The organism is Pseudomonas sp. R1-7 (genome assembly GCF_051132105.1).
In the GTDB taxonomy this organism is placed as follows: Bacteria; Pseudomonadota; Gammaproteobacteria; order Pseudomonadales; family Pseudomonadaceae; genus Aquipseudomonas.
Genome location: NZ_CP071661.1, coordinates 4,166,642 through 4,191,091 on the forward strand (window position 1 = coordinate 4,166,642; position 24,450 = coordinate 4,191,091).

The following is a 24,450-nucleotide window of genomic DNA, read 5'->3' on the forward strand; positions in this document are numbered from 1 at the left end:
TGAGCCACGGCTCGGGGTCACTGATTTTTCAAGTTTTTCGAGGATCTGCACATGAGCAACGTCGACCACGCTGAAATTGCCAAGTTCGAAGCCCTGGCCCATCGCTGGTGGGACCGCGAGAGCGAATTCAAACCGCTGCACGACATCAACCCGCTGCGGGTCAACTGGATTGACGAACGCGTCAGCCTGGCCGGAAAGAAAGTCCTCGATGTCGGCTGTGGCGGCGGCATCCTCAGCGAAGCCATGGCCTTGCGCGGCGCCACGGTCATGGGCATCGACATGGGCGAGGCGCCGCTGGCGGTCGCGCAATTGCATCAACTGGAGTCCGGTGTCAGCGTGGAATATCGGCAGATCACCGCCGAAGCCCTGGCCGAGGAAATGCCCGGTCAGTTCGACGTGGTCACCTGCCTGGAAATGCTCGAACACGTGCCAGACCCTTCCTCGGTAATCCGCGCCTGCTTCCAGATGGTCAAGCCCGGCGGCCAGGTGTTTTTTTCCACCATCAACCGCAACCCGAAGGCGTACCTGTTCGCCATCATCGGCGCCGAGTACATCATGAAGCTGCTGCCACGCGGCACCCATGACTTCAAGAAATTCATCCGTCCTTCCGAACTGGGTGCCTGGAGCCGCATGGCCGGGCTGACCGTCAAGGACATCATCGGCCTGACCTACAACCCGCTGACCAAGCACTACAAATTGGCCGCCGACGTTGACGTCAACTACATGATCCAGACCCTGCGCGAGGAATAAGTCGATGCGTCTCAAAGCGGTTCTCTTCGACATGGATGGCACGCTGCTCGACACCGCGCCAGACTTCATCGCCATCTGCCAGGCCATGCGTGCCGACCGTGGCTTGCCGCCGATGAATACCCAGCACATCCGTGACGAAATTTCCGGGGGAGCCCGGGCGATGGTCGCGGTGACGTTCTCGATGGATCCCGAATCACCGGGTTTCGAAGAACTGCGCCAGGAATTCCTCGACCGCTATCTCAAGGGGTGCGCGGTCCACAGCCATCTGTTCGACGGCATGGCCCAGGTGCTGGCCGACATCGAGGCGGCCAACCTGATCTGGGGCGTGGTCACCAACAAGCCGGTACGTTTTGCCGAGCCGATCATGCAGCAGCTGGGCCTGGCCGAGCGTTCGAAAGTGTTGATCTGCCCCGATCACGTGAAAAACAGCAAGCCTGACCCCGAGCCTTTGATCCTGGCCTGCAAGATGCTCGACCTGGATCCCGCCAGCGTGTTGTTCGTTGGCGATGACCTGCGTGACATCGAGTCCGGCCGCAGCGCCGGCACCAAGACCTGTGCGGTCACCTACGGCTATATCCACCCGGACGACAACCCCAAGCACTGGGGCGCGGATGTGGTGATCGACCACCCGCTGGCCCTGCGTGAAGTGCTGGATAACGCGCTGTGCAGTTGCTGATCTGAGTACCGCTTTTGTGGCGAGGGAGCTTGCTCCCGCACAGTACCGTGCCGCTTATTTGTTGAGGTTCTTATGTTTGATTATTCCGCCCGCCCCGACCTGCTCGAAGGCCGTGTCATCCTGGTCACCGGTGCCGGCCGTGGTATCGGCGCCGCTGCCGCCAAGACTTACGCTGCCCACGGCGCCACCGTGTTGTTGCTGGGCAAGACCGAGGCCAACCTGACCCAGGTCTACGACGAAATCGAAGCGGCCGGGCATCCGCAGCCGGCTGTGATCCCGTTCAACCTCGAAACCGCCCTGCCCCATCAATACGATGAGCTGGCCGCCATGATCGAGACCGAATTCGGCCACCTCGACGGACTGCTCCACAACGCCTCGATCATCGGCCCGCGCACACCGCTGGAACAGCTATCCGGCGAGAACTTCATGCGCGTGATGCAAGTGAACGTCAACGCCATGTTCATGCTCACCAGCACGCTGTTGCCGCTGCTCAAGTTATCCAAGGATGCCTCGGTGGTGTTCACCTCCAGCAGTGTCGGACGCAAGGGTCGGGCGTACTGGGGCGCTTATGGCGTGTCCAAGTTCGCCACCGAGGGGCTGATGCAGACCCTGGCCGACGAGGTCGACACCGTTGCACCCGTGCGCTCCAACAGCATCAATCCCGGCGCCACCCGCACCAGCATGCGGGCCCAGGCCTACCCGGGGGAAAACCCGCTCAACAACCCGACGCCTGAAGAAATCATGCCGGTCTACCTGTACCTCATGGGACCGGACAGCCAAGGCGTCAATGGCCAGGCATTCAACGCGCAATAACGGCCATCCGCGTCGCGGCGGTTTACCGTCGCGACGCCCCCCTTCCTGATACGGCACCCAGGCGAAACGCCAAGCCTCTGCCGCACCTTGCCCACATAAGGGCGATCTTTCGCACCCAACTCCTTGATTCAACGTCTGTTTTTTTCAAGGTGAACTGAATGGCACGACTTTCGCTCTAAACCTTTCAAACACGCCGTGTCCGGCGAGTAGTGAACATTGCGATGGGTTTCATGCCTGCCATTTAAAGCGGACTAAACTCAACTCAGTGTCCTTCGGGACTGATGGATCAGTACGACGCGTAGCCCAGAGCCGCTTCACCCCGCCGGTCAGGATCGATTAAGTTCAGGGGCTCACGCCATATGAAAACGCCCACACAGACCAACGCGATCGACTTTGACAGCGCCAAGTTGCAGCGCCTGGGTCTTGCCCAGCCGTCGCCGCGCGTGGCGCGGCCTGTCAGCCTGTCCCAGTTGCGCCAGCAGCTGAGCCAACAGTTGCAGACCAGCCTGGAGCCGCAACGGATCCTCGGCCTGTTCTTCCGCGAAGTGCAACGGCTGGTGCCCTTGGACGCGCTGGCTTACCAGCACAAACCCAGCGACCTGCGCCTGGAGTTCGGCCAACGCGGGCATCACAACCTCAGCTATAACCTGAGCCATGAGGGCGAGCATCTGGGCGAGCTGGTGTTCCGCCGCAACCAGCGCTTCACCGACTCGGAACAGAGCGATCTCGAGTCGATACTGTCCGCGCTGTTCTTCCCGCTGCGTAACGCCTTGCTCTACCGCGCAGCCACACAAACCGCCCTGCGCGATCCACTGACTGGCACCGGCAACCGCATCGCCATGGACCAGACGCTGGAGCGCGAGATCGACATGGCCCGGCGTCACATGCAGCCGCTTTCGCTGTTGATGCTGGACATCGACCATTTCAAGCGAATCAACGACAGCCATGGGCATGGCGTCGGTGACGAAGTGCTCAAGGCGGTGGCCGACTCGATCAAGAGCCAGCTGCGCAACGTGGACATGGTGTTCCGATTCGGCGGCGAAGAGTTTCTGATTCTGCTGGCCAACACCAGCCGGGACGCCGCGGCCATGGTCGGTGAACGGCTGCGTTATGCCGCCCAGACCCAGGATTATTTCGCCGGTGGAACGAGGATCGAACTGACCGTCAGCCTCGGATGCGCGACGCTGTTACCCGGTGAATCCGCTGAAAGCCTGCTGCGCCGGGCCGACAGCGCGTTGTACGTAGCCAAACGAGAGGGCAGGAATCGGTTGACGATGGCGGGCTGAGAAAGCCGATACACCGCCTTCGCGAGCCGGCTCACTCCCACAAGGGATTGGCGGCTCCAGGAAACTTCAGGTCACCACAAAACCAGTGTGGTAGCGAGCCTGCTCCCACACTGGGTCAAGCTATCGAGGATCAGCTCCCAGCCAGTGCCAGACGCTCACGGGCAGCAGCCGGTTTTTCAACAACGCCCGAATGCTCCAGCTGCATGCATCGCTCCAGGAACAAGTACATGTAGTCATAGCTTTTGCACACGGCCTGGCGCAGTTCCACCTGCAATGCCTTGCTCGGATTCATGCCTGCCAGCGTGCAGATGATTTCCAGCGCTTCCCAAGGATGGGCATCGTCATACTGGGCATGCATCTTCAGCCATTTCATGGCCCGCTTGCGGTCTTCCTCGGCGAACGCCGACGCATAGACGCCATTGGAACAAACCAGCGCCGACCACTCCCCGGTCGCACCCTCGATGGCGTAGTTGGTCGCGGCGATCGCCACGATCAGCGAGTCCGCCGAGCTGGTGTGCCAACACCAATGGCTCAGGGCATGCAGCTCGGGAGGCACTTGCTGTGCTTGCAGGTCCTCGAGTGTCACGCCATGGGCCGCACTCCAGTTCACCCAGTAGTCGGCATGATTGAGTTCGACACGAATGTTGCGCATCAACCAGCGACGCGCCATGTCCTCGCCGGGATGGCGGGCAAAACGGGTCTTGGTCAGATTCTGTGCCATGTATAAAGCGAACTGTTCAACGACCGGCCAACCACCAATGAGGTAGTGGCGCATGGTCTTGGCGCTGAGCTTGTTGTCACGCATGCGTTGATACAGCTCGTGTTCGACAACCCGGCGCTTGCTCTCGCTGCAATCGGCAATGAGCTGTTGTGCCCATTTCGGATAGCTGTCAGCGTCCATGAGCGGGCCTGTTCGGTTGAATGTCTCGATCACTGTCGGGCTCCTTTTGATTGTGATTTTCTGCGGACCAACAAGAGTTTCAGCGGAACGTGCCGGGGGCCTTGAATAACAGCGGCTGAGGCCTGGCCGGCCTGCATTGCAATGTGTCACAAGTAAACATCTGCGGACGCTCGATAACATACCCCTGAGCGTAATCCACGCCAATCTCCAGCAAGGCTTGTTCGATCTGCGCCGTTTCTACAAACTCGGCAATCGTGCGCTTACCCATGACGTGGCCGATATGATTGATCACTTCGACCATTGCCCGGTTAATCGGGTCGTCCAGCATATCCTTTACGAAACTCCCATCGATCTTCAAGAAGTCTACAGGTAAATGTTTCAGGTAAGCGAACGAAGACATTCCGGCACAAAAGTCGTCCAGGGAAAAATAACAACCCAAGCCTTTGAGTTCATTGATAAAGCGGATCGCACTGCCCAAATTGGAAATTGCGCTGGTTTCGGTAATTTCAAAACAAATCATTTCTGGCGGGATGGCGTAAGCCGCGAACTGTTTACGCAGGAAGTCGAGGAATGCCTGATCTCCTATAGTCGTGCCTGACAGATTGATCGCACACATTGCCAGCGGACCCTGTCTTGATTCGTTCAGGCATTGGCGAATGATCTTGAAGACATTCTCCACCACCCAACGGTCCAGCGACGTCATCAGGCCGTAGCGTTCCGCCGCCGGAATGAAACTGTCCGGCAGGATCATCCGACCCGCCTCGTCATGCAGGCGCAACAGGATCTCAATGTGACCGCCGCCGTGGTTACCTGGCCCCAATGCCGCGATTTCCTGGGCATAGAGACAGAAGCGGTTTTCCTCCAAGGCCATATGCAAGCGCTGGACCCACGCCATCTCGCCGAAGCGCAGGGACAGTTCCGAATCGTCGGCATGGTAGACCTGGACCCGGTTGCGCCCCTTTTCCTTGGCCATGTAGCACGCCATGTCGGCCGCGCGCAGGGACGCCTCCAGCGTGGTCGGGCTCTGGGCAATGTGCACGAGGCCAATGCTCACGGTGGTCACGAATGGCCGGCCTTTCCAGACGAAATGCAGGTTCTGTACGGTCTGGCGCAGACCTTCGGCAATTTTCTCCGCCGCCTCTGGCGAGCAGTTTTCCAACAAGATGCCGAACTCATCGCCGCCCAAGCGCGCCAATGTGTCGTTTTCCCGCAGCCCCGATTGCAACAACGCGCAAATATGCCGCAGCAATTCGTCCCCCGCGGCGTGACCACAGGTATCGTTGACCAGCTTGAATTGGTCCAGGTCAAGAAACATCAGGGCGTGGCGGCCAACTTGGCGCGTCAGGTTATGCAGCGCCTGTTCGAGTCGGTATTCGAATTCGCGGCGGTTCGCCAGGCCGGTCAAGGCATCGTGGGTAGCCTGCCAGGAAAGGTTGGCAATGTATTGGCGTTCCTGGGTCATATCGTGCAGTACCAACACGGCACCGCTGACCTTGCCCGCGTGGCGGATCGGTGCGCCGACCAGCGTGACCGACACGGTACTGCCGTCCAGCCTCTGGATCAGCTTGGAATGTTCACTGCCTCCGCCAAGCCGCCCGCTGAGGATGTGCTCGATCAAGGTCAATCCTTCGGCCTGGGCATTGTCATCGAGTAGATTGAATAGCGCCGCCAGGGGCAGCCCCGTGGCGTGCTCGGCTTTCCAGTGCGTCATCGCTTCGGCTGCGGGGTTCATGTAGGCAATGGCGCCTTCGACATCCGTGGTGATCACGCCGTCGCCGATCGACTGCAAGGTGATTTGCGCCCGCTCCTTTTCCAACTGCAGCGCATTGGCGAAGACCTGTCGCTGGGCCAGCAGCTTATGAGTGCGCAACAGCGCCAGGACAATCAGCCCCAGGGCGGTGGCGAAATTGGTCACGAGCAACAGGCGCAGGATAAACCGCGACCCCTCGCCCAGGGCATCGCTGAACGCCTTCGCGGCTGGGGTGACGGAATCGTTGATGGCGAAAATCTGTCCCTTCCAGCCGCGAATATCCGTTTCCGATGCCTGGCCGGTGCTGATGCTGGCGTGCATCTGCCGGGCGACATTGTCCAGTTCTATCAGATAGCCGTCCCCCACCGTCCAGAGATCGATGGCTTCCTCCAGATAGCTGAAATGACGGAAATTGAGGTAAAGCCAGATGACGCTGGCTACGTCGTCGGGGTGGTTGCCACCCTTGAGAATCCCCGCTCGCGCGGCATCGAGATCAGGCGGCTCGCGGTCCAGCGCTACCCGCAACTCATGGCCACCTTCGGGCACGGCGATCGCTTGCTGGTATTTGTGGAAAATCGTTTCGTCACGACTGTCGGCGTAAAGGTTGAGGTAATAAATAGCGTCTTTCTGGCCCTTGGACCAAAGGCTTTCCCCTGCCACATAACCGCGAACTGCGGACAAAACGTAAAGGCTGACACCCCCCAACAGAGCTTGAAACAGGACGACCGCAATAAAAGGCCAGACGATGCCCAACAACCGAGGGGTTCCGAGAGTCCGCGCTTGCTTCATGAGGTCCCTTGCACAGGTGGCTGCGATCAGCAATGACGCCAATCATCCTTGCAAGACTAGGAGGCGCAGCAGCTCCCCGCAAGAGGCTGTACATTTATTTGACACCCTCTATCCCGCGCGGCTGGCGCAGAAGGAGGATGAACATCGGGTTAGACACTCGCGTTCCCATATTTTTGAAGCGATATACATATGTACCACGACGATCTTTTTCGGAGTGCTTTGATACGACCTCCTGTCATTGCGAATTATCGCGCTGGCGGGGGCCCGTATTGACCACCGAGAACTATGCATATGTCATCACTGCTTACGCCCGACCCTCTAACTGCCGCGTCACTAAGCCCAGCCCCATCACCTGATGAGCAACACCAAGGTTTGTTGGGCGACTACGACTCTTTGCTCCTGCTGATCCGAAACACCGCCCCCGAGGAGCTTGCCAATACGCTGGTCAAACCAAAGCGGTGTTCGCCCATGTATATGGAGGACGAAGCCGGCCAGCGTCCTCTACAGGCACTGGTCCAACATCAAGACTACCGAGACCTGTGCAGATCCCTGGGCGCTTCTCACCACCCACTGACTGTCACCTGGAAAGACGGACGCGCCATCTACGAAACACTTCATACGCACAGCGAAGTAGCCATTCAAATTCCACTTGGCAGCAATCCCGTATGGGACGGATGGCTTCCCGATATTGAAAAAGCCGCTCGAAAACTGGGGGGGCAGATTCGCCAGCATGGCGAGGTTACGTTCGCAAGAATGGCCTGGTTTTACGGGATCAAGCTCCCCGATCCGCTGGATGATAAAGAATGCGAAGCCGCGGTCCAGGTATTGGAAGAAAAGCGCGCCCGTCATTCATTGGGACTGGGGTACGCGATTCGTGTCGACGAACTGGGTCACGGCGCCGACGCTGGGAGCAGGTCCGTCGAAGATTTGATTATGGAAACGATGCGTGAACGTCTCCCCCAACTTCGCACATCGTTACTGACTCACCTGAGCCCGATTGACATCGGTAGCCTGACGACCCGGGACCTACGAGCGAAGCCATCGTTTTATCTTGAAAAAATCCTGGCCTCGGAAGAGGCGCAAGCCTTAACGGATGCTCTGTTGCGAGCGCTGAAATGGTACGGAGGTAATCACGGCGAAGACAGCGCGCCAAGCATACGAATCAAATTGCTGGTCAAAGCCATTGATCTTTGGTTGCGGGCGGGGAAAAACCAGCAAGAGGGTGCTATCGCTGGCTATCAATGGCAGGCCCCCTCCAATTGGGGCAAGAGTTACGAGGCGATATGGCTGGCGTTTGAGTCACACCTGCTTGCCTCGAAACTCGCTTGCTCGGTAAATGAATCCATCCTGCTGGCCTGTTTGTACCGGTCATCGTTCCCCCTGGATTTTCAGATCCCCGATATTCCCTCGGGACTGCCCTACCGAAGCTCGATTGTTTGGGTCAACTTCATCCATGGCGTCCAGCTTGCCAATGCTGTCGATCCAACGCTGTTGCAACGATTGAGCGGCCAGCAACTGATGGACCTACCGGCCAAATACATTGATGAAGGCACCGCCGAAGACCTTAACCTTGTTTCACTCACGCGAGTCCAACCCGCGCTGGCGTGGGCGGTCACCAATGGGTTCGTTCCTGAACGTACCGATGCAAACTACTCGGTACAGGCCATCGAAAGGGCCATGCAAAAACTCGATGAGGCCATGACCGAGTTGAGTAGCACCATCATCGACCTCGACAAAAAGCCGCCCGAAAGACTAAAGATCGCAACACGTGAACTGACAAGGTTATTCCCGCGTACCGATTTCTTGACGCAGGAATGGAAGTTGGAGAGAGAGACCTCCCTTTCCCGCACCGTACCTCAGACAGCGATAAGCCTTCCGCAAGTCCACTCCCACTATTCGCTTGTCGATGTGTATGCCTCTGGCGAATTAAGCAAAGCAAAATGGTACATCACCCAGCCAAACACCCTGGCTTGGCTGACCTTATCCGAAGAAGGCACATTAGATACTAATCTCCTAAAGCGTGGATCTACCAAACGAAAGAGAATAACGCTACCCAATATAGAAGACACATTCGACGTACAATTCAAGGCCTACATCAAACTGATCCGCAGCGCCTACCGGACTTTGATCATCCATCAACTCGCGTCACTGCCCTTGATTGATCGACGGGCGTTGGAATACGGAACGATCAAGCTATACAGCCTCAGAAAAGCAACCGGCAATATAGGCGGCATGATTGGGGTCGAAGAAGAAACGTCCCCCCTCCGCACCCGCGGTGGTTTTATTTTAGAGGCAATTCACGACGGCAAGGCACGATACTACGAACTCCTGCCGCGAGCGGGCGTCATTCGTCCTCGACTGGATATCGCGCCGAACCAAGTCGGCGTCATTCCCACGCTTGGATTACAAACGAACCCTGCCGAGCAACTCCATCTCGGCGTTCCTGTTTCGTTCCAAGACAAAAACATCACCCTGCCTTTTGATTGGAATGCTCACACCAACGGAACAGTTCCTGAAGAAAATATGCAGTGCCAAGCTATCATCGCCCAAATTGGCGGCACATTGGGCAGGTTAATAAACAGTGATCTCCCCCACATTGTTCCTGCCACCTTGGAGTCAGAATCCATCCAGTCAATTGCCAATCACATTGCCGAACGTTTCCTTTTTATTGATGAAACAGCGTTGCGCCGCACCTGTTACGGTCACACCGAATTTGACCGCCAGAAGGCGAATTTCGACACGGTAACAAGCTCAATAAAATCGTTCATTCCATTCTGGGATAGCGTAGAAAACCTGAGCTCAGGTAAAAGAAAAAAGGTAAATGAGGGCTTGTTGGGTTTAGCCATCGACCTCGCAACCTTCGCATTGCCCCTTGGAAAATTTGCGTCCGGCTCCATGAAGATAATCAGAGCAGAGGGAAAACTTAGCTTCACTAAAAAACTGCCTTTACTTGCAAAAAAAACAGGCGCGCTCCTCAATGCCACCCTGAATCCGATTGATGGTATTCCATCGTTGCTCAAGGCCGGCGGCCTGAGTTTGTTCAGACTCAGTAAAAAAGGTTATCTGAGCCTCAAGACATTAAGCGGTCGAGCAGGACGATACGACTTTCTGCAAGGCGTGCCTCAGACCACCGAACCAGGCCACTGGCGCGCTTTGTCGGCAGAAGATCAACTGGCCATCGTCTACGGTACTGATGATGTCCCAGTGCGCAAGATCTTTTCCGGGGGCAAAGCCGAGTATCGTTTGATCGATCCCCAGTCGTCCAAGCCCTACGGACCTGCATTGAGCGAGGAATCATCAGGACTGGCGTTGGGACGATCCCACTACGCTACAACATATCTAACCGATACCCATGTCGTCGTCGAGCTGCCTCGACACACCCGGGTGCGCGAAGTCATGGGGCTCGATGCCAATCGGACTTTTTATTTGGATGACGTCCCCTATCGACTGGACGGCAATACCCTGCGTCGCGGTTATCACGCGAGCAGACTCAAGAAGATATCCTGCCGTGGCCGCCGGCGCCGCGCCTTGGACGAAGTTTGCCACCTGGGTTACTCGGTCCTGGACGGCTACGACCAGATACAGCGCCCGCCCAATGGCACATTCTCTACAGAGAAAGCGTGGGCTCCGTGGTTTTGCGACACGGTTGTTTATCCATCCGCAGCCCAGGATTCAGCACTGAGCGCTCACAGGGGGGAAATCTACATAATGAAGGGCGGTAAGTCCGTCTTGTTTGAAGGGACCTTGCAGGATATTGGCCTTCAGCCAGGTTCGCCCATCCCTAAAAAAGAAATAACTGCAAACATAGAATGCCAAACCGGGATATTTGCAGGCATCCTGGTTACCGGAAGCGCGTCAAACATTGACGACTTCCATCAGACCGGCGCCATCATTTTAGACTCGCTTAAAGAAGATGCGAGGTATGTCTTTACGGCACTCAACGATGAGCAATATTACCTAGCTAAAATCCCCCCCAGCGGTGCACTCCCCCCTGCCCTGACCTTGAATAAGCTGGAACCGGCGGAACTGTCTGACGGCACGCTCGGAGCGGAACTTAAACGGGTTTATCTAGGTTCCTACGAAGCCAACTACATGGCACGGATACACGGAACCGGGGAGATGCAAGACGTTCTGGAGCAACTCAAAGAAACGGCGGCATTGATGGGCGCACCGGCTATTCCTCCGACCAATATGAAGTGGGTAAAGGTCGACACCAGTCCCGCCGAGGCCTTGCTGTTTGACCGAGAAACCAGAGCGCTTGTCACTCAATATAAAGGGGGCGACGTGCAGACATGGAAGGCTATCGGAAAGTCTTCACGAGAGACAAAAAATAAAATAAACGAAACGTTAAATGTCATCTTTGGCAGCCCGACAAACCTCAACGAAGCGATAAAAAAAGTCAGGAAGGAAACTCGAAGCTTCCGCGATAAGAACATTGCCTTCGCCGAGCTCATCACCACCTCAAAACAAACCGAAGTCTACGTAAGCGTTTCCGGAACGAGTAATTTTACGGAGCGACTTCCGTTATTCAAAGATACGTATGGAGCCAACATCAATAAAGATGGGATCGTCTATATCAATGTCGACAACTACATCCAAGTCCCAGCAACTTCCATCAGCCAAGGCGCCTCCGGAAATCTGTTATCAATCCCTCGTACCGGCGATGCCGCGGCACACATAACTTCAGCGGACAGTGAAAGTAAACTGATTCGCTATATCACTGAACGACATCCAAACAGAGATAAAATCGAGTCGATCACACTCGTTACCGCTTTACCTCCTTGCGAGTCTTGCTCGGTGATTGTTAAGCAATACGCCTTTGAACATGACATCGCCAAAAAACTGGAGGTTATTTGGGGAAAACGTTCCACTCAACCTGGCGTGAAGATCAACACATGAAATAGAAGATTGAAACAACGTCGTCAATGCTGCAGATGGCCATAAAGCCTGGCGTACAACCCACCTTCGGCAATCAACTGTTGGTGATCGCCATCCTCGGCGATTTGCCCACCGTCGAATACCAATACCCGATCAGCCTGTTTCACGGCTGAAAGCCGGTGGGCGATGATCAACGTGGTGCGGTTGTCGAGAAAAAGAGCCAAGGCCTGGTGCAGATTGTATTCGGTGGCCGCATCCAATGCCGAGGTGGCTTCATCGAGAATGACCACCTTGGGTTCGGCCAACACCATCCTGGCAATAGCCAGACGCTGGCGCTGCCCGCCCGATAAACGCACACCGGAACGCCCGACGACGCTGTCCAGACCGTCGGGCAACTCCCGGATCGTGCTGTGCAGTTGGGCGATTTCCAGCGCCCGCCAACAGGCCTCGTCACTGCGTTCGCGGCCCATGGTCAAGTTGGCCCGCACCGTGTCGTTGAACAGCGCCGGATGCTGGAGCACCACGGCGACGTTCTCGCGAATGGTGTCCAGGCCGATTTCCTGCTGCGTGGCGCCCCCAAACCGAATGCTGCCGGACTGGGGGGTGTAGAGCCCCAACAACAATTGGATCAAGGTGCTCTTGCCGCCGCCGCTGGCCCCCACGATAGCGACCTTCTCCCCCGGCGAGATGGACAAGTTCATCTGGTCGAGGACCCGCTCTTCGCCATAGCCGAAACTGAGCCCCTGGATGTCGATGCCCACCGTATCGCGGCCCTTGAACGGGTTGACGGCGCCGTCGTACTGAGGCTCATCAGCGCGGGCCAACAGTTCGTTGATGCGATTCAAAGCGCCCGACGCTGCGTAAAACGCATATTGCAGGTTCAGCAATTGCTCGACCGGCCCAATCATGAACCACAAGTAGCTGAACACTGCGAGCATCTGGCCGACAGACAGGTCGGAAAACAACACAGTGAGCATGGCCGCAGCGCGAAATATATCGATGCCGAACTGGAACAGCAGGCCACTGGCACGGTTCGAGGCGTCGGTTTTCCATTGCGAATTCACCGCATAGTCACGCACTTCCCGCGCGCGTATCCCCAACCGTCCGATGAAAAACCCCTGGCGGTTACTGGCCCGCACTTCCTGGATGGCATCCAGGGTTTCGGTCAGGGCCTGGGTGAAACGCGAGGTGCTGTCGTTCTCCAGTTTCTTGAGGTGCTTGACCCGCTTGCCCAACTGCACCGTGGCGTAGATCACCAAGGGGTTGAACAAGAGGATCAGCAACGCCAGTTTCCAATGCATCCACATCAGGATGCCCGCGGTGCCCACCAGCGTCAGCATGGCCACCAGGAACCGGCTGAGGGTTTCGCCGACGAACTTGTCGAGGGTGTCCAGGTCGGTCACCAGGTGCGTGGTCACGGTGCCACTGCCCAGGCTTTCGTATTCTCCCAAGGAAATACGCTTGAGGCGTTCGATCAACCGGATACGGATGCGGTAGACGATGTCCTTGGCGAGGCTGGCGAACAATCTGGCCTGCAAGACGTTGAACAACAGCGCGCAGCAACGCAGCCCCAGCGTCACCAACAGCATCAGGCCGATGTAGCCGGCAGCGCTTTGCCAGCCCGTCGGCAGCGCGTGATTCATGATCTTCAGTGCCGCGTCACCGTGGCCCAGAAGCACTTCATCCACCAGCAATGGCAGCAGCAGCGGGATGGGCACGCTGCACAAGGTAGCCAGCACGGCTACACCATTGGCAATCCAGAGGGCTTTTTTATGCTTGAGGGCCAGGCGACGAATTTCTGCCCAGCTCAACCGATCGATATGCGACGGGGCCGATGCGCTGATGTTGGGCAGGTCATCAGGCACAGGTGGCCCGCTCCAGCCAGCGCCCCAGCAGTGGCGACAACTGGTCCAGGGGCTGGTAGCCATTGGTCAGCAAGGCCAATTGCCCGTCACGTTCGGCCAGCAGCGTCGGGAATCCCGCGATGCCAAGGTCCTGCACCCAGGTGAAATCCGCAGCGGTGGCAGCGTGCTGGTCGGCACGATCGAATGCTGCGGCGAACTCGATACGTGGCAGACCGGCCTGTTCAGCCAATTCCACAAGGACGCTGGCGCGAGTCACGTCGCGACCTTCTACATAAAAAGCCTGCTGGATCAGCTTCACCAGTTTCCAGGCCAGATCCGGCGCCAGACCGCGAGCTGTCACCAATGCCCGGCAAGCGGGCTCGGTGTCATAGACGAAACCCTCGGGTAGCGCGCCGTCGAGCTTGAACGGCTGGCCGGTGGCCTGGGTGACCGCCTGCCAGTGTTCGAGAATGTAGCGCCGAGTCGTCGGTTCCAGAGCCGAGCCGCTGCCGGTGCGCAAGCCGCCCACCACCAGGTGCAGTTCCACGCCCGCGGCCTGCGCCTGCTCGACCAATGCCTCGGCCACTGGTGCGAAGCCCCAGCACCAGGAACACATCGGGTCCATCACATACAGCAGGCGCGACGCCATGGCTCAAGCCTCGGAAGATGTTTGCTTGTAGTTGTAGCCGATTGGATGCGGCATGTTGCGCGCCTTGGCCAATTCGATCTGCTTTTGCCGGTCGATGGCGCTGCGACGGGTCTTCTCGCTCAGCTTGTCCCAGCAATGCGGGCAACTGATGCCGGGCACGTAGTGCTCGGAGGCGCGATCTTCCACGCTCACCGGGGTACGGCATGCATGGCACTGATCGTAGTCGCCTTCGCTGAGGTCGTGGCGCACGGTCACGCGGTTATCGAATACGAAGCAGTCGCCGCGCCATTTGGTTTCTTCCTGGGGAACCTCTTCGAGGTATTTCAGGATGCCGCCCTTGAGGTGATAGACCTCGTCAAACCCTTGGCCGAGCATATAGCTCGAAGCTTTCTCACAACGAATGCCACCGGTGCAGAACATCGCGACTTTCTTGTGCCGGGTTGGGTCGAAGTGGGCTTTGATGTACTCGGGGAACTCACGGAAGCTGGTGGTCTTGGGGTCGATGGCGCCTTCAAAAGTGCCGATCGCCACTTCGTAGTCGTTGCGCGTGTCGATGAGCAACACTTCGGGATCGCTGATCAAGGCGTTCCAATCCTGAGGCTCGACATAAGTGCCGACCTGCTTGTTCGGGTCCACGCCGTCTACGCCGAGGGTGACGATTTCTTTCTTGAGCTTGACCTTGGTGCGGTAGAACGGCTGCTCGTCGCAGTACGACTCCTTGTGGTCGATATCGTCCATGCGCGGGTCGTTCTTGAGCCAGGCCATCAACCCGTCGATCCCTTCACGGGTGCCGGAAACGGTGCCGTTGATGCCTTCTTCGGCGATCAGCAGCGTGCCTTTGATGCCATTGTCGAGCATGGCCTTGAGCAGGGGCTCGCGCAGCTCGACGTAATCTTCCAGGGTGACGAACTTATACAGTGCCGCCACGACAATGGGTGGTGTCATGGGTATTTCTCCAGGTGGCTACCCTCGTAAAGGGTGAACCGGATGCGAAAAAAAACGCGCCGGGTAAGCGGCGCGTTGCGGATTCTAGCAAAAACGTATGGGTTGCAGGACTGCAATTGCACGGCCGGTACATCGCTCTGTGGCAAGCGACCTCACCACTGGCAATCAGTGCTTGCTGCCACCAGCGCAGGTCGGCGAAGCCGGGGCCGCGTCGATCTGGGCCCATTCTTCCGGCGTGTAGGTGTGCAGCGCCAATGCATGGAATTCGCCCATCAACTCGCCCAGCGTGCCGTAGACCTTCTGGTGTCGCTTGACCCGATTGAGCCCCTCGAACTGCCGGCTGACCACCACCGCCTTGAAATGGGTCTGCAACCCACGGCTGTGCATGTGGCTTTCGTCCAGCACTTGCAGGTGCTCGGGCTGCAAAAGCCCGAGGGTCGATTCAATGCGTTGTTGCATGCTCATGCCAGGCTCCGCTTATGGCTTTTTCTTGGCCGGGGCGGCGGCTTTTGGCTCGAGCTCGGCGGTCATGTCCGCCAGCAGCTTGTTGACCACCGGCACGGCGCTTTCCAGCTTGGCCTGGGTCAGTTGCGCCGATTGCTGGGTCAGCTGCGGCATTTTTTCCAGGACTTTCTTGCCCAGGGGAGACTGATAGAAGGACACCAGGTCCTTGAGCTCCGACTCGCTGAAGTTGCTGGTGTAGAGCTTGACCATGTCCGGCTTGAGCTTGTTCCAGCCGATGGCCTGGTCCAGGGCGGCGTTGGCCTTGGCCTGGTAGGTTTCCAGGGTTGCCTTTTTCGACTCGGGAGCCTTGGTCTGCTCGAAGCGCTGGGCAAACATCTGCTGTACTTGCATGTAGACCGGGGTACCCAGCTTGTCGGCGTGCGCCAGGGTCAGGAACGCTTCGGCACTGGCGTTGTGGCTGGCGGTATCAGCGAAGACAGGGCCGCTGGCACACACCAGAGCAACCGCGGTACAGATGGCACGAAGACGGGTCATCGAGTTTCCTTTTCTAACAGGCGAGGTAAAACCCCAAGGGCGACCATTCTGCGCCTAAAAAACGCCGGGGCTCAACCCCGACCCTTGGCGGGTCCGATTGACGGACCGGACCGCACGCTCCTAGATTGGCGCGTGATTGAGGGAACCGCCAGCGCCCACCAGGGCCTAAACTGCGCATTCAGACCTACAGGAGTTTGACCCGATGAGCCGTATTGAAACCGACAGCCTTGGCCAGGTTGAAGTCCCGGATGAAGCCTACTGGGGCGCCCAGACACAGCGTTCCATGATCAACTTTGCCATTGGCAACGAACGCATGCCGCTGTCGGTGCTGCACGCCTTGGCGCTGGTCAAGAAAGCCGCCGCGCGGGTCAACGACCGCAACGGCGACCTGCCCGCCGACATCGCCCGCCTGATCGAACAGGCCGCCGACGAGGTGCTGGCCGGCCAGCATGACGACCAGTTTCCCCTCGTAGTCTGGCAGACAGGCAGCGGGACCCAGAGCAACATGAACGTCAACGAGGTGATCGCCGGGCGCGCCAATGAGCTGGCGGGCAACCCTCGCGGCGGCAAGAGCCCGGTGCACCCCAACGACCACGTCAATCGCTCCCAGAGCTCCAACGACTGCTTCCCCACCGCGATGCACATCGCGGCCGCCCAGGCCGTCTACCAGCGACTGCTGCCGGCCATCAGCGAATTGTCCGGCGGCCTCGCGGAACTGGCGGCGCGCCACATGAAACTGGTCAAGACCGGCCGCACCCACATGATGGACGCCACGCCGATCACGTTCGGCCAGGAACTGTCCGCCTTCATTGCCCAACTCGATTACGCCGAACGGGCGATCCGCGCCGCGTTGCCGGCCGTCTGCGAACTGGCCCAGGGCGGCACTGCGGTGGGCACCGGGCTCAATTCGCCCCATGGGTTTGGCGAAGCGATTGCCGCTGAGTTGGCGGCGCTGTCGGGCCTGCCCTTCGTCACCGCGCCGAACAAGTTCGCGGCGCTGGCCGGCCATGAGCCGCTGACCACATTGTCCGGTGCATTGAAAACCCTGGCCGTGACCCTGATGAAAATCGCCAACGACCTGCGCCTGCTGGGCTCCGGGCCTCGCGCCGGTTTTGCCGAAGTGAAATTGCCGGCCAACGAACCGGGCAGCTCCATCATGCCGGGCAAGGTCAACCCGACCCAGTGCGAAGCCTTGTCGATGCTGGCCTGCCAAGTGCTGGGCAACGACGTGGCCATCGGTTTTGCCGCCAGCCAGGGTCATTTGCAGTTGAACGTGTTCAAGCCAGTGATCATCCACAACCTGCTGCAATCGATCCGCCTGCTGGCCGATGGTTGCAGCAACTTCCAGCAGCACTGCATCGCCGGTCTCGAGCCAGATGCCGAACAGATGGCGGCGCATCTGGAACGTGGATTGATGCTGGTAACGGCGCTGAATCCACACATCGGCTACGACAAGTCGGCGGAAATCGCCAAGAAGGCCTACAGCGAAGGGCTGACCTTACGCGAGGCCGCATTGCAGCTGGGGTACTTGACCGATGAGGAGTTCGAGGCCTGGGTCCGGCCGGAAAACATGCTGGAGGCTGGCGGGCAGGGCTGAGTTTGTTGTTGTCTCAAAGGCCGCCATCACCGCACCTGACAGCCACCTCGCTTCCTCCGCGGTCTAGCGGCTGACAGCCAAACGCTCGCGCCGGGCCCTGAGTCCGGCGATGAGCGACGGCCCCAACGCCACCAGCGCCGATCCCAGTACCACCAGCACCGCCCCGCCATAACCCAACAGGTTGATCTGCTCGGCATGGACGTACTCAGGCCACCACCAGGCGGCCATCGCTACGGCGGCGAACGTCACCAGCGGCGTGATCGCCAGGGTTGCGCTGACCCGCGAGGCTTCCCAATGGGCCAATGCTTCGGCAAACGCACCATAGGCAATCAGGGTATTGAGGCAACAAGCGAGCAATAGCCAGCCTTGCAATGGGGTCAGCTGCAGCGCCTCCAGCGGATGAACCCAAGGCGTCAGCAGCATTGCGCAGAACAGGTAGATCACCATCATCACCTGCAGCGAATTCCACACCGTCAGCAGTTGCTTCTGGCCGAGGGCATAGAACGTCCAGACGGTCGAGGCCAACAGCACCAGCAAGACCCCGGCGGTGTAGTCGCTCAGGGAAGTCAGCAGCTCGATGAGACGCTGATTGAAGAACAGCGCGAAGCCGATCAGCAGCACGAGCAAGCCAATGCCCTGCCCCACGCTGAAACGCTCCTTGAATACAAACAGACTGGCGACCAGCAGCATGATCGGTCCCATCTGCACCACCAGCTGCGCGGTGCCGGGACTCAAGCGGTTCAGGCCCATGAGGTACAGGACGTAATTGCCCACCAGCCCCAGCACCGCCATCGCCACCAACCAGCCGCCACGCGGGCCGAGCACCTTGCGGCTGGGCAAGCGCCTGGTGGCCGCCAGGTAGACGAAGAGCAGACCGCCGGACACTGTCAGTCGAAACCAGGTCACCGTCACCGGATCCATCACCTGCAGCACTTGCTTGAGCTTGATTGGCAGGATTCCCCACAACAGGGCGGTCAGCAAGGCGAGGAACAGGCCATAGACCCAGCGACCGGACGAAATGTGCATGCAACCCTCGAAGCCAAGACATGAACGCCCATTCTAGGCCCGGATCGATCGTTGACACAGGGACAGTTCAGCCTTCGCCGTTGATGGAATTGTATGGGTCGCAGCCGTCGATCGGTTGGACAGGCGCAAATCACCGACACCACATATGCTCAATTGAAACGACCACGCTGCCCCCTATGGAGACCCGAAATGCCAGGAACGCGCGCCCACGATACAGACGCCCCCAAGACGATCTTCCGCAGTGACCGCATCTGCCGGGTAAATGGCGAGTTTTATTTCAATACGCGCGAAGGCACCCAGGAAGGCCCATTCGTCACTCGCGAGGCGGCGGAGCAGGAGATTGCGGCGTACATCCAGCGGATGCAGCAGTTGCCCAAGGTGGCTGAACAATTCGCAGCCCCCGTGGCGAGGGAGCTTGCTCCCGCTGGGCCGCAAAGCGGCCCCCCTACGGTTCAAACCTGGTAAAAAACGGCGACTGCTTCGCAGCCGAGCGGGAGCAAGCTCCCTCGCCACGAAAGCGCAGAGGCGGTGGTTACCGAACCGCCTCGAACAACCCCGTCGCCCCCATCCCGCCGCCCACGCACATGGTCACGATGCCATAGCGCAGGTTGCGCCGTTGCAGTTCACGCACCAGATGCCCCACTTGCCGCGAGCCGGTCATGCCGAACGGGTGGCCGATGGAAATCGAGCCACCGTTGACGTTGTATTTCTCGTTGTCGATTTCCAGCCGGTTGCGACTGTAGAGGCACTGGGAGGCAAACGCCTCGTTGAGCTCCCACAGGTCGACGTCGCCGATTTGCAAACCCTTGGCCTTGAGCAACCTGGGCACCGAGAACACCGGGCCGATGCCCATCTCGTCCGGCTCGCAACCGGCCACGGTGAAGCCGCGAAAAAAAGCCTTTGGCTTGAGCCCCAGGGCCAAGGCTTTTTCCAGGCTCATCACCAGCGTCATCGAAGCACCGTCGGATAACTGCGAGGAGTTCCCCGCCGTCACCGAACCGTCCTCGGCAAACACCGGTTTCAACCCGGCCAGGCTTTCGTAGGTGGTATCGGGGCGGTTGCAATCATCGCGCTCGACTACGCCGTCCAGAATCTGCACCGCACCGGTGTTCTTGTCCTCGACCCGGTACTTGACCGCCATCGGTACGATTTCGTCATTGAACAGCCCCTCAGCCTGGGCACGGGCCGTGCGCTGCTGGCTCTGCAAGGCGTAGCGGTCCTGTTCCTCGCGACTGACCTGATAACGGCGCGCGACGATCTCGGCGGTCTGCCCCATCGGGAAGTAGATGCCGGGGACTTGCTCCTTGAGCAGTGGATTGATCAGGTTGTCGGTGTTGACGCTCTTCATCGTCAGGCTGATGGACTCGACGCCGCCGGCGACGATGATCTCGCTGCAACCCGAAGCGATCTGGTTGGCGGCAATCGCGATGGCTTGCAGGCCCGACGAGCAAAAACGGTTGAGGGTCATCCCCGCCGTGCCGATGCCCAGTTGCGAGAGCACCGCCACGTTACGCCCGATGTTGAAGCCTTGGGCACCTTCGTTGGAACCGGCGCCGACGATGCAATCCTCGACGCTGGCCGGGTCGATGTCGTTACGCGCCAGCAACGCGTTGACGCAATGCGCCGCCATGTCGTCCGGACGGGTCATGTTGAACTTGCCGCGAAAGGACTTGGCCAATCCGGTCCGTACGCTGTCGACGATCACCACTTCACGCATGGCGGCACCTCATTGTTGTTATCGGTTAGGAATGCAATCGAGGATAGATCCACCCCATGACCGAACGCGACAATCATTCACCCCGCGTATGCGTGCCCATCGGGCTAGTTCTTTTTCCGCGCTTGCCTGGCGGAACGCTCGAACGCGGCCTCCAGCGCCTCATTGAGCGTGCGCAACACCTTGACCCGGGCCCAACGCTTGTCGTTGGCTTCCACCAATGTCCAGGGCGAGATCTCCGTGCTGGTGCGATCGACCATGTCGCAGACCGCAGAGCGATAGGCGTCCCACTTGTCCCGATTGCGCCAGTCGTCCTCGGTGATCTTGAAGCGCTTGAAGGGGATTTCCTCCCGTTCCTGGAAGCGCGCCAATTGGGTTTCCTTGTCGATCGCCAGCCAGAACTTGACGACCACCACGCCGGCGTCGGCCAGTTGTTCCTCGAAGTCGTTGATTTCACCGTAGGCCCGAAGCCAGTCGGCGCGGCTGCAAAAGCCCTCGACCCGCTCCACCAGCACCCGGCCATACCAGGAGCGGTCGAACATGGTGAACTTGCCCCGCGCCGGAATGTGCCGCCAGAACCGCCACATGTAGGGGTGGGCACGTTCTTCCTCGGTGGGCGCGGCAATCGGCACGATGCTGTACTGGCGCGGATCGAGCGCCGCCGCGACCCGGCGGATCGCCCCGCCCTTGCCCGCCGCATCGTTGCCTTCGAACACTGCCACCAAGGCATGCCGACGCATGCGCTTGTCGCGCAACAGGCCGGCGAAGCGGGCCTGCTCGGTGATCAGTTGTTCTTCGTAGTCGGCCTTGTCCAGGCGCAGCGTCATGTCCAGGCTGCCGATCAACGTCACCTGGTCATCCAGCGCCGGCAACGGCGCCACGTTGACCTTGGCCGCCTTGACCTTCTGCCGGTCCAGGGCCTGGCGCAGGCCTTCGAGCAGGATCCGCCCGACCGCAAGGCTGCGGTAACAGGCGTCCACTCCTTCGATCACATGCCACGGTGCGTAATCGCGACTGGTGCGGCGCAGCACGCGCTCGCCGTACTTGACGAACTTGTCGTAGGTCTGCGACTGCTGCCAGTCCAGCGGACTGATGCGCCAGCTGTGCAGCGGATCGTCCTTGAGGCTTTTGAGCCGGGCCTTCATCTGTTTCTTGGACAGGTGAAACCAGAACTTGAAAATCAGCGCGCCTTCATCGCAGAGCATTTTCTCCAGGCGTTCGGCACCGTTGATCGCCTGGTCGAGCCGGGTCCTTGAACTCGCCATGGACCCTCCCCTGCAGCATCTGGCTGTACCAGTTACCGAAAAAAATCCCCATGCGCCCCTTGGCCGGCAACATCCGCCAATAGCGCCAGGCCGGCGGCCGCGCCAGTTCCTCGTCGGTCTGCTGGTCGAACGTGCGGACTTCGATCAGCCGCGGGTCCATCCACTCGTTGAGCAACTTCACCGTCTCGCCCTTGCCCGCGCCTTCGATGCCGTTGATCAGCACAATGACCGGGAAACGGCCCTGCTGGTGCAGCTCGAATTGCGCTTCGAGCAACGCTTCACGCAGTGCCGGGACTTCGGCCTCATAGGTTTCTTTATCAACGACGTGACCGATTTCGGCGGACTCGAACATGGGCAGCTCCTTCCAGGAATGGGGCAAGACTAGCGGATTGGATGCGCGCCTGCGCAGCAGATTCCTTCCGGATGCAGGCTCGTTTGCCCTGGATCAAGCAACGCCTTGCCGATCGGCTAGAATGGCGCCTTCATTTTCACCGAGCCTGTCATGACGCCCATCCAACACCACGCCCAACTCGACTGGGACGACCAGGGCCGCCCCCGCTCCCGGGCATTCAACGATGTGTATTTCTCCGACCAATCGGGCCTGGAAGAAACCCGCTATGTGTTCTTGCAGCAGAACAACCTGGCCGAGCGTTTCGCAGCACTGACCGAGGGCGGGCGTCTGGTGATCGGCGAAACCGGGTTCGGTACCGGGTTGAATTTTCTTTGCGCCTGGCAGCTGTTCGAGCAATGCGCGCCGGCTGGCGCGCGGCTGCATTTTGTCAGCGTCGAAAAGTTTCCCCTGAGCCCTGAAGACCTGCGCCGAGCCCTGGCCTTGTGGCCGGAGCTCAAGGCCCAGGCGGATCAACTGCTTGGGCAGTACGTTGCGATTCACCAGGGTTTCCAGCGCATCACACTGGCGAGCGGCCGGGTCACCCTGACGCTGCTGATTGGCGACGCCCTCGAGCAATTGCCCCAGCTCGAGGGACAAATAGACGCCTGGTTCCTGGACGGTTTCGCCCCGGCGAAAAACCCTGAGATGTGGAGCGCCGAACTGTTCGCCGAGCTCGCCCGACTGGCCGCGCCGGGGGCCACCCTCAGCACCTTCACCAGCACCGGCTGGGTGCGACGCCGACTGAACGCGGCGGGCTTCAAGATGAAGCGCACGCCAGGCATCGGCCATAAATGGGAGATTCTTCGCGGTGCGTTCCTCGGTTGGCCGGAGCAGACCGCGCTACCGGCGCCGATCAAACCCTGGTATGCCCGGCCCGCATTGCATGCCGGCGAGCGCCGGGCCCTGGTGATCGGCGGCGGCCTGGCCGGTTGTGCCAGCGCGGCCAGCCTCGCGGCCCGTGGCTGGCAGGTGACCTTGCTGGAACGTCACGCCGGCTTGGCCGAAGAAGCGTCCGGCAACCCCCAGGGCGTGCTGTACCTCAAACTGTCGGCCCACGGCACCGCGTTGTCACAGATGATCCTCAGCGGTTTCGGCTACACGCGGCGCTTGCTCGAACACCTGCAGCGGGGCCTCGACTGGGACGCTTGCGGCGTCTTGCAACTGGCCTTCGATGCCAAGGAGGCCGAGCGCCAGGTGCGGTTGGCCGAGGCGTTTCCAGCCGGCCTGTTGAAAATCCTCGATCGCAGCGAAGCCGAGGCGCAATCCGCCATCGGTTTGCCCAGCGGCGGTCTGTTTTATCCTGAGGGCGGCTGGGTGCATCCGCCAGCGTTGTGCCGCTGGCAAGCTTCGAGGCCGGCGATCACGTTGCAGGCACATCATGAAGTGCTGGAACTGCGCCGCGTCGACGGCCAATGGCAGGCCTGGGACGGCGAACGCTGCCTGGCCAGCGCACCGGTGGCCATCCTCGCCAGCGCGGCCGAGATCAAACGCTTCGAGCCCGCCGCCGAGCTGCCGCTCAAGCGCATTCGGGGACAGATCACCCGCCTGCCGCAAACCACCCGCAGCCAGCGCCTGGCGACGGTCGTCTGCGCCGAAGGCTACGTGGCACCGCCGCGAATGGGCGAGCACACGCTGGGGGCCAGTTTCGATTTTCATAGCGATGACCTGACCCCTACCGCCGCCGAGCATGCCGGCAACCTGCAGATGCTCGAAGAGATTTCCGTGGACCTGGTGGATCGGCTGGACGCCCGAGCCCTGGATCCCGCGCAACTGGAAGGCCGCGCAGCGTTTCGCTGCACCAGTCCGGACTACCTGCCGATCGTCGGTCCGTTGGCTGACCACCCTGCCTTCATCGAAGCGTATTCGGCGCTGGCCAAGGACGCCCGCCAAGTGCCCGACACGCCCTGCCCTTGGCACGACGGCCTGTACGTCAACAGCGGCCACGGTTCCCGAGGCCTGATCACCGCGCCGCTGTCGGGCGAATTGATCGCCGCCTGGCTGGAGAACGAACCGCTGCCGCTGCCACGAAGCGTGGCCGAGGCGTGTCATCCGAACCGGTTCGCGCTGCGGGCGGTGATCCGGGGCAAGGCCTGAACTCTACGCCCCCCAATCGTCGGCTTATAACGCATCGATATAAAACTCACAGCAATCCCATCGGTCAGTTCCAGAGTACCCGC

16 protein-coding genes and 2 pseudogenes are annotated in these 24,450 nt (G+C 59.6%); 8 read left to right on the top strand and 10 right to left on the bottom strand.

Annotation, left to right across the window (positions count from 1 at the left end):
* The first annotated feature begins 51 nt into the window (after window positions 1-51).
* From ubiG to J3P79_RS18540, 4 genes are all read left to right on the top strand, one after another.
* Entirely contained in the window at window positions 52-750 is a 699-nt protein-coding gene (ubiG, locus tag J3P79_RS18525) for a bifunctional 2-polyprenyl-6-hydroxyphenol methylase/3-demethylubiquinol 3-O-methyltransferase UbiG (protein ID WP_039588851.1), read from the top strand.
* Between the two features lie 4 nt (window positions 751-754).
* Entirely contained in the window at window positions 755-1,426 is a 672-nt protein-coding gene (mupP, locus tag J3P79_RS18530; RefSeq protein ID WP_039588850.1) for an N-acetylmuramic acid 6-phosphate phosphatase MupP, read from the top strand.
* Window positions 1,427-1,498: 72 nt separating this feature from the next.
* Window positions 1,499-2,239: a YciK family oxidoreductase gene (locus tag J3P79_RS18535; RefSeq protein WP_434604897.1), complete on the top strand. Its 741-nt coding sequence runs from the start codon at window positions 1,499-1,501 to the stop codon at window positions 2,237-2,239.
* A 359-nt stretch (window positions 2,240-2,598) separates the two neighbouring features.
* A complete protein-coding gene (locus tag J3P79_RS18540) occupies window positions 2,599-3,525 on the top strand; it encodes a GGDEF domain-containing protein (protein ID WP_434604899.1) in 927 nt (308 codons plus the stop codon).
* 130 nt (window positions 3,526-3,655) lie between these two features.
* Here the strand turns inward: J3P79_RS18540 and J3P79_RS18545 are convergent, their stop codons facing one another.
* Together J3P79_RS18545 and J3P79_RS18550 are read right to left on the bottom strand one after the other, a co-directional pair.
* Window positions 3,656-4,459, bottom strand: coding sequence for a TenA family transcriptional regulator (locus J3P79_RS18545; RefSeq protein WP_434604901.1), 804 nt, complete (start codon window positions 4,457-4,459; stop codon window positions 3,656-3,658).
* 46 nt (window positions 4,460-4,505) lie between these two features.
* Window positions 4,506-6,965 carry an EAL domain-containing protein gene (locus J3P79_RS18550; RefSeq protein WP_434604903.1) on the bottom strand — a complete coding sequence of 820 codons (2,460 nt, stop codon included), beginning with the start codon at window positions 6,963-6,965 and terminating at the stop codon, window positions 4,506-4,508.
* A gap of 291 nt (window positions 6,966-7,256) precedes the next feature.
* Here J3P79_RS18550 and J3P79_RS18555 point away from each other — a divergent pair, with 291 nt between their 5' ends.
* Window positions 7,257-11,864, top strand: a complete 4,608-nt coding sequence (locus J3P79_RS18555) for a deaminase domain-containing protein (protein WP_434604905.1) — start codon at window positions 7,257-7,259, stop codon at window positions 11,862-11,864.
* 23 nt (window positions 11,865-11,887) lie between these two features.
* Here the strand turns inward: J3P79_RS18555 and J3P79_RS18560 are convergent, their stop codons facing one another.
* The 5 genes from J3P79_RS18560 to J3P79_RS18580 all read right to left on the bottom strand — a co-directional run bounded on the left by J3P79_RS18560 (window position 11,888) and on the right by J3P79_RS18580 (window position 16,280).
* Entirely contained in the window at window positions 11,888-13,771 is a 1,884-nt protein-coding gene (locus tag J3P79_RS18560; RefSeq protein WP_434604907.1) for an ABC transporter ATP-binding protein, read from the bottom strand.
* Complete coding sequence (locus J3P79_RS18565; protein WP_434611541.1) at window positions 13,701-14,303, bottom strand: DsbA family protein; 603 nt, start codon at window positions 14,301-14,303, stop codon at window positions 13,701-13,703. The genes J3P79_RS18560 and J3P79_RS18565 overlap by 71 nt, the downstream gene beginning before the upstream one ends.
* A 36-nt stretch (window positions 14,304-14,339) precedes the next feature.
* Entirely contained in the window at window positions 14,340-15,281 is a 942-nt protein-coding gene (locus J3P79_RS18570; protein WP_434604909.1) for a rhodanese-related sulfurtransferase, read from the bottom strand.
* Window positions 15,282-15,446: 165 nt separating this feature from the next.
* Complete coding sequence (locus J3P79_RS18575; RefSeq protein WP_041024552.1) at window positions 15,447-15,746, bottom strand: BolA family protein; 300 nt, start codon at window positions 15,744-15,746, stop codon at window positions 15,447-15,449.
* 12 nt (window positions 15,747-15,758) lie between these two features.
* Window positions 15,759-16,280 (bottom strand): DUF2059 domain-containing protein, encoded by a 522-nt coding sequence (locus tag J3P79_RS18580; RefSeq protein ID WP_039588834.1) that lies wholly within the window; start codon window positions 16,278-16,280, stop codon window positions 15,759-15,761.
* 202 nt (window positions 16,281-16,482) lie between these two features.
* On the opposite strand from J3P79_RS18580, the gene J3P79_RS18585 reads away from it, so the two are divergent.
* On the top strand, window positions 16,483-17,877 hold the full coding sequence (locus J3P79_RS18585) for a class II fumarate hydratase (RefSeq protein WP_434604912.1): 1,395 nt from the start codon (window positions 16,483-16,485) through the stop codon (window positions 17,875-17,877).
* 63 nt (window positions 17,878-17,940) lie between these two features.
* Here J3P79_RS18585 and J3P79_RS18590 read toward each other — a convergent pair whose 3' ends face one another.
* Window positions 17,941-18,903 carry a DMT family transporter gene (locus J3P79_RS18590; RefSeq protein ID WP_434604914.1) on the bottom strand — a complete coding sequence of 321 codons (963 nt, stop codon included), beginning with the start codon at window positions 18,901-18,903 and terminating at the stop codon, window positions 17,941-17,943.
* A gap of 189 nt (window positions 18,904-19,092) precedes the next feature.
* On the opposite strand from J3P79_RS18590, the pseudogene J3P79_RS18595 reads away from it, so the two are divergent.
* Window positions 19,093-19,287: pseudogene (locus tag J3P79_RS18595) on the top strand (DUF6316 family protein); the annotation flags it as partial.
* A 148-nt stretch (window positions 19,288-19,435) separates the two neighbouring features.
* Here the strand turns inward: J3P79_RS18595 and J3P79_RS18600 are convergent.
* Window positions 19,436-20,620, bottom strand: coding sequence for a thiolase family protein (locus J3P79_RS18600; protein ID WP_434604916.1), 1,185 nt, complete (start codon window positions 20,618-20,620; stop codon window positions 19,436-19,438).
* 104 nt (window positions 20,621-20,724) lie between these two features.
* Window positions 20,725-22,234 (bottom strand): annotated as a pseudogene (gene pap / locus J3P79_RS18605) (polyphosphate:AMP phosphotransferase).
* Between the two features lie 150 nt (window positions 22,235-22,384).
* Here pap and mnmC point away from each other — a divergent pair.
* A complete protein-coding gene (gene mnmC, locus J3P79_RS18610; RefSeq protein ID WP_434604918.1) occupies window positions 22,385-24,367 on the top strand; it encodes a bifunctional tRNA (5-methylaminomethyl-2-thiouridine)(34)-methyltransferase MnmD/FAD-dependent 5-carboxymethylaminomethyl-2-thiouridine(34) oxidoreductase MnmC in 1,983 nt (660 codons plus the stop codon).
* The last annotated feature ends 83 nt before the right edge of the window (window positions 24,368-24,450 follow it).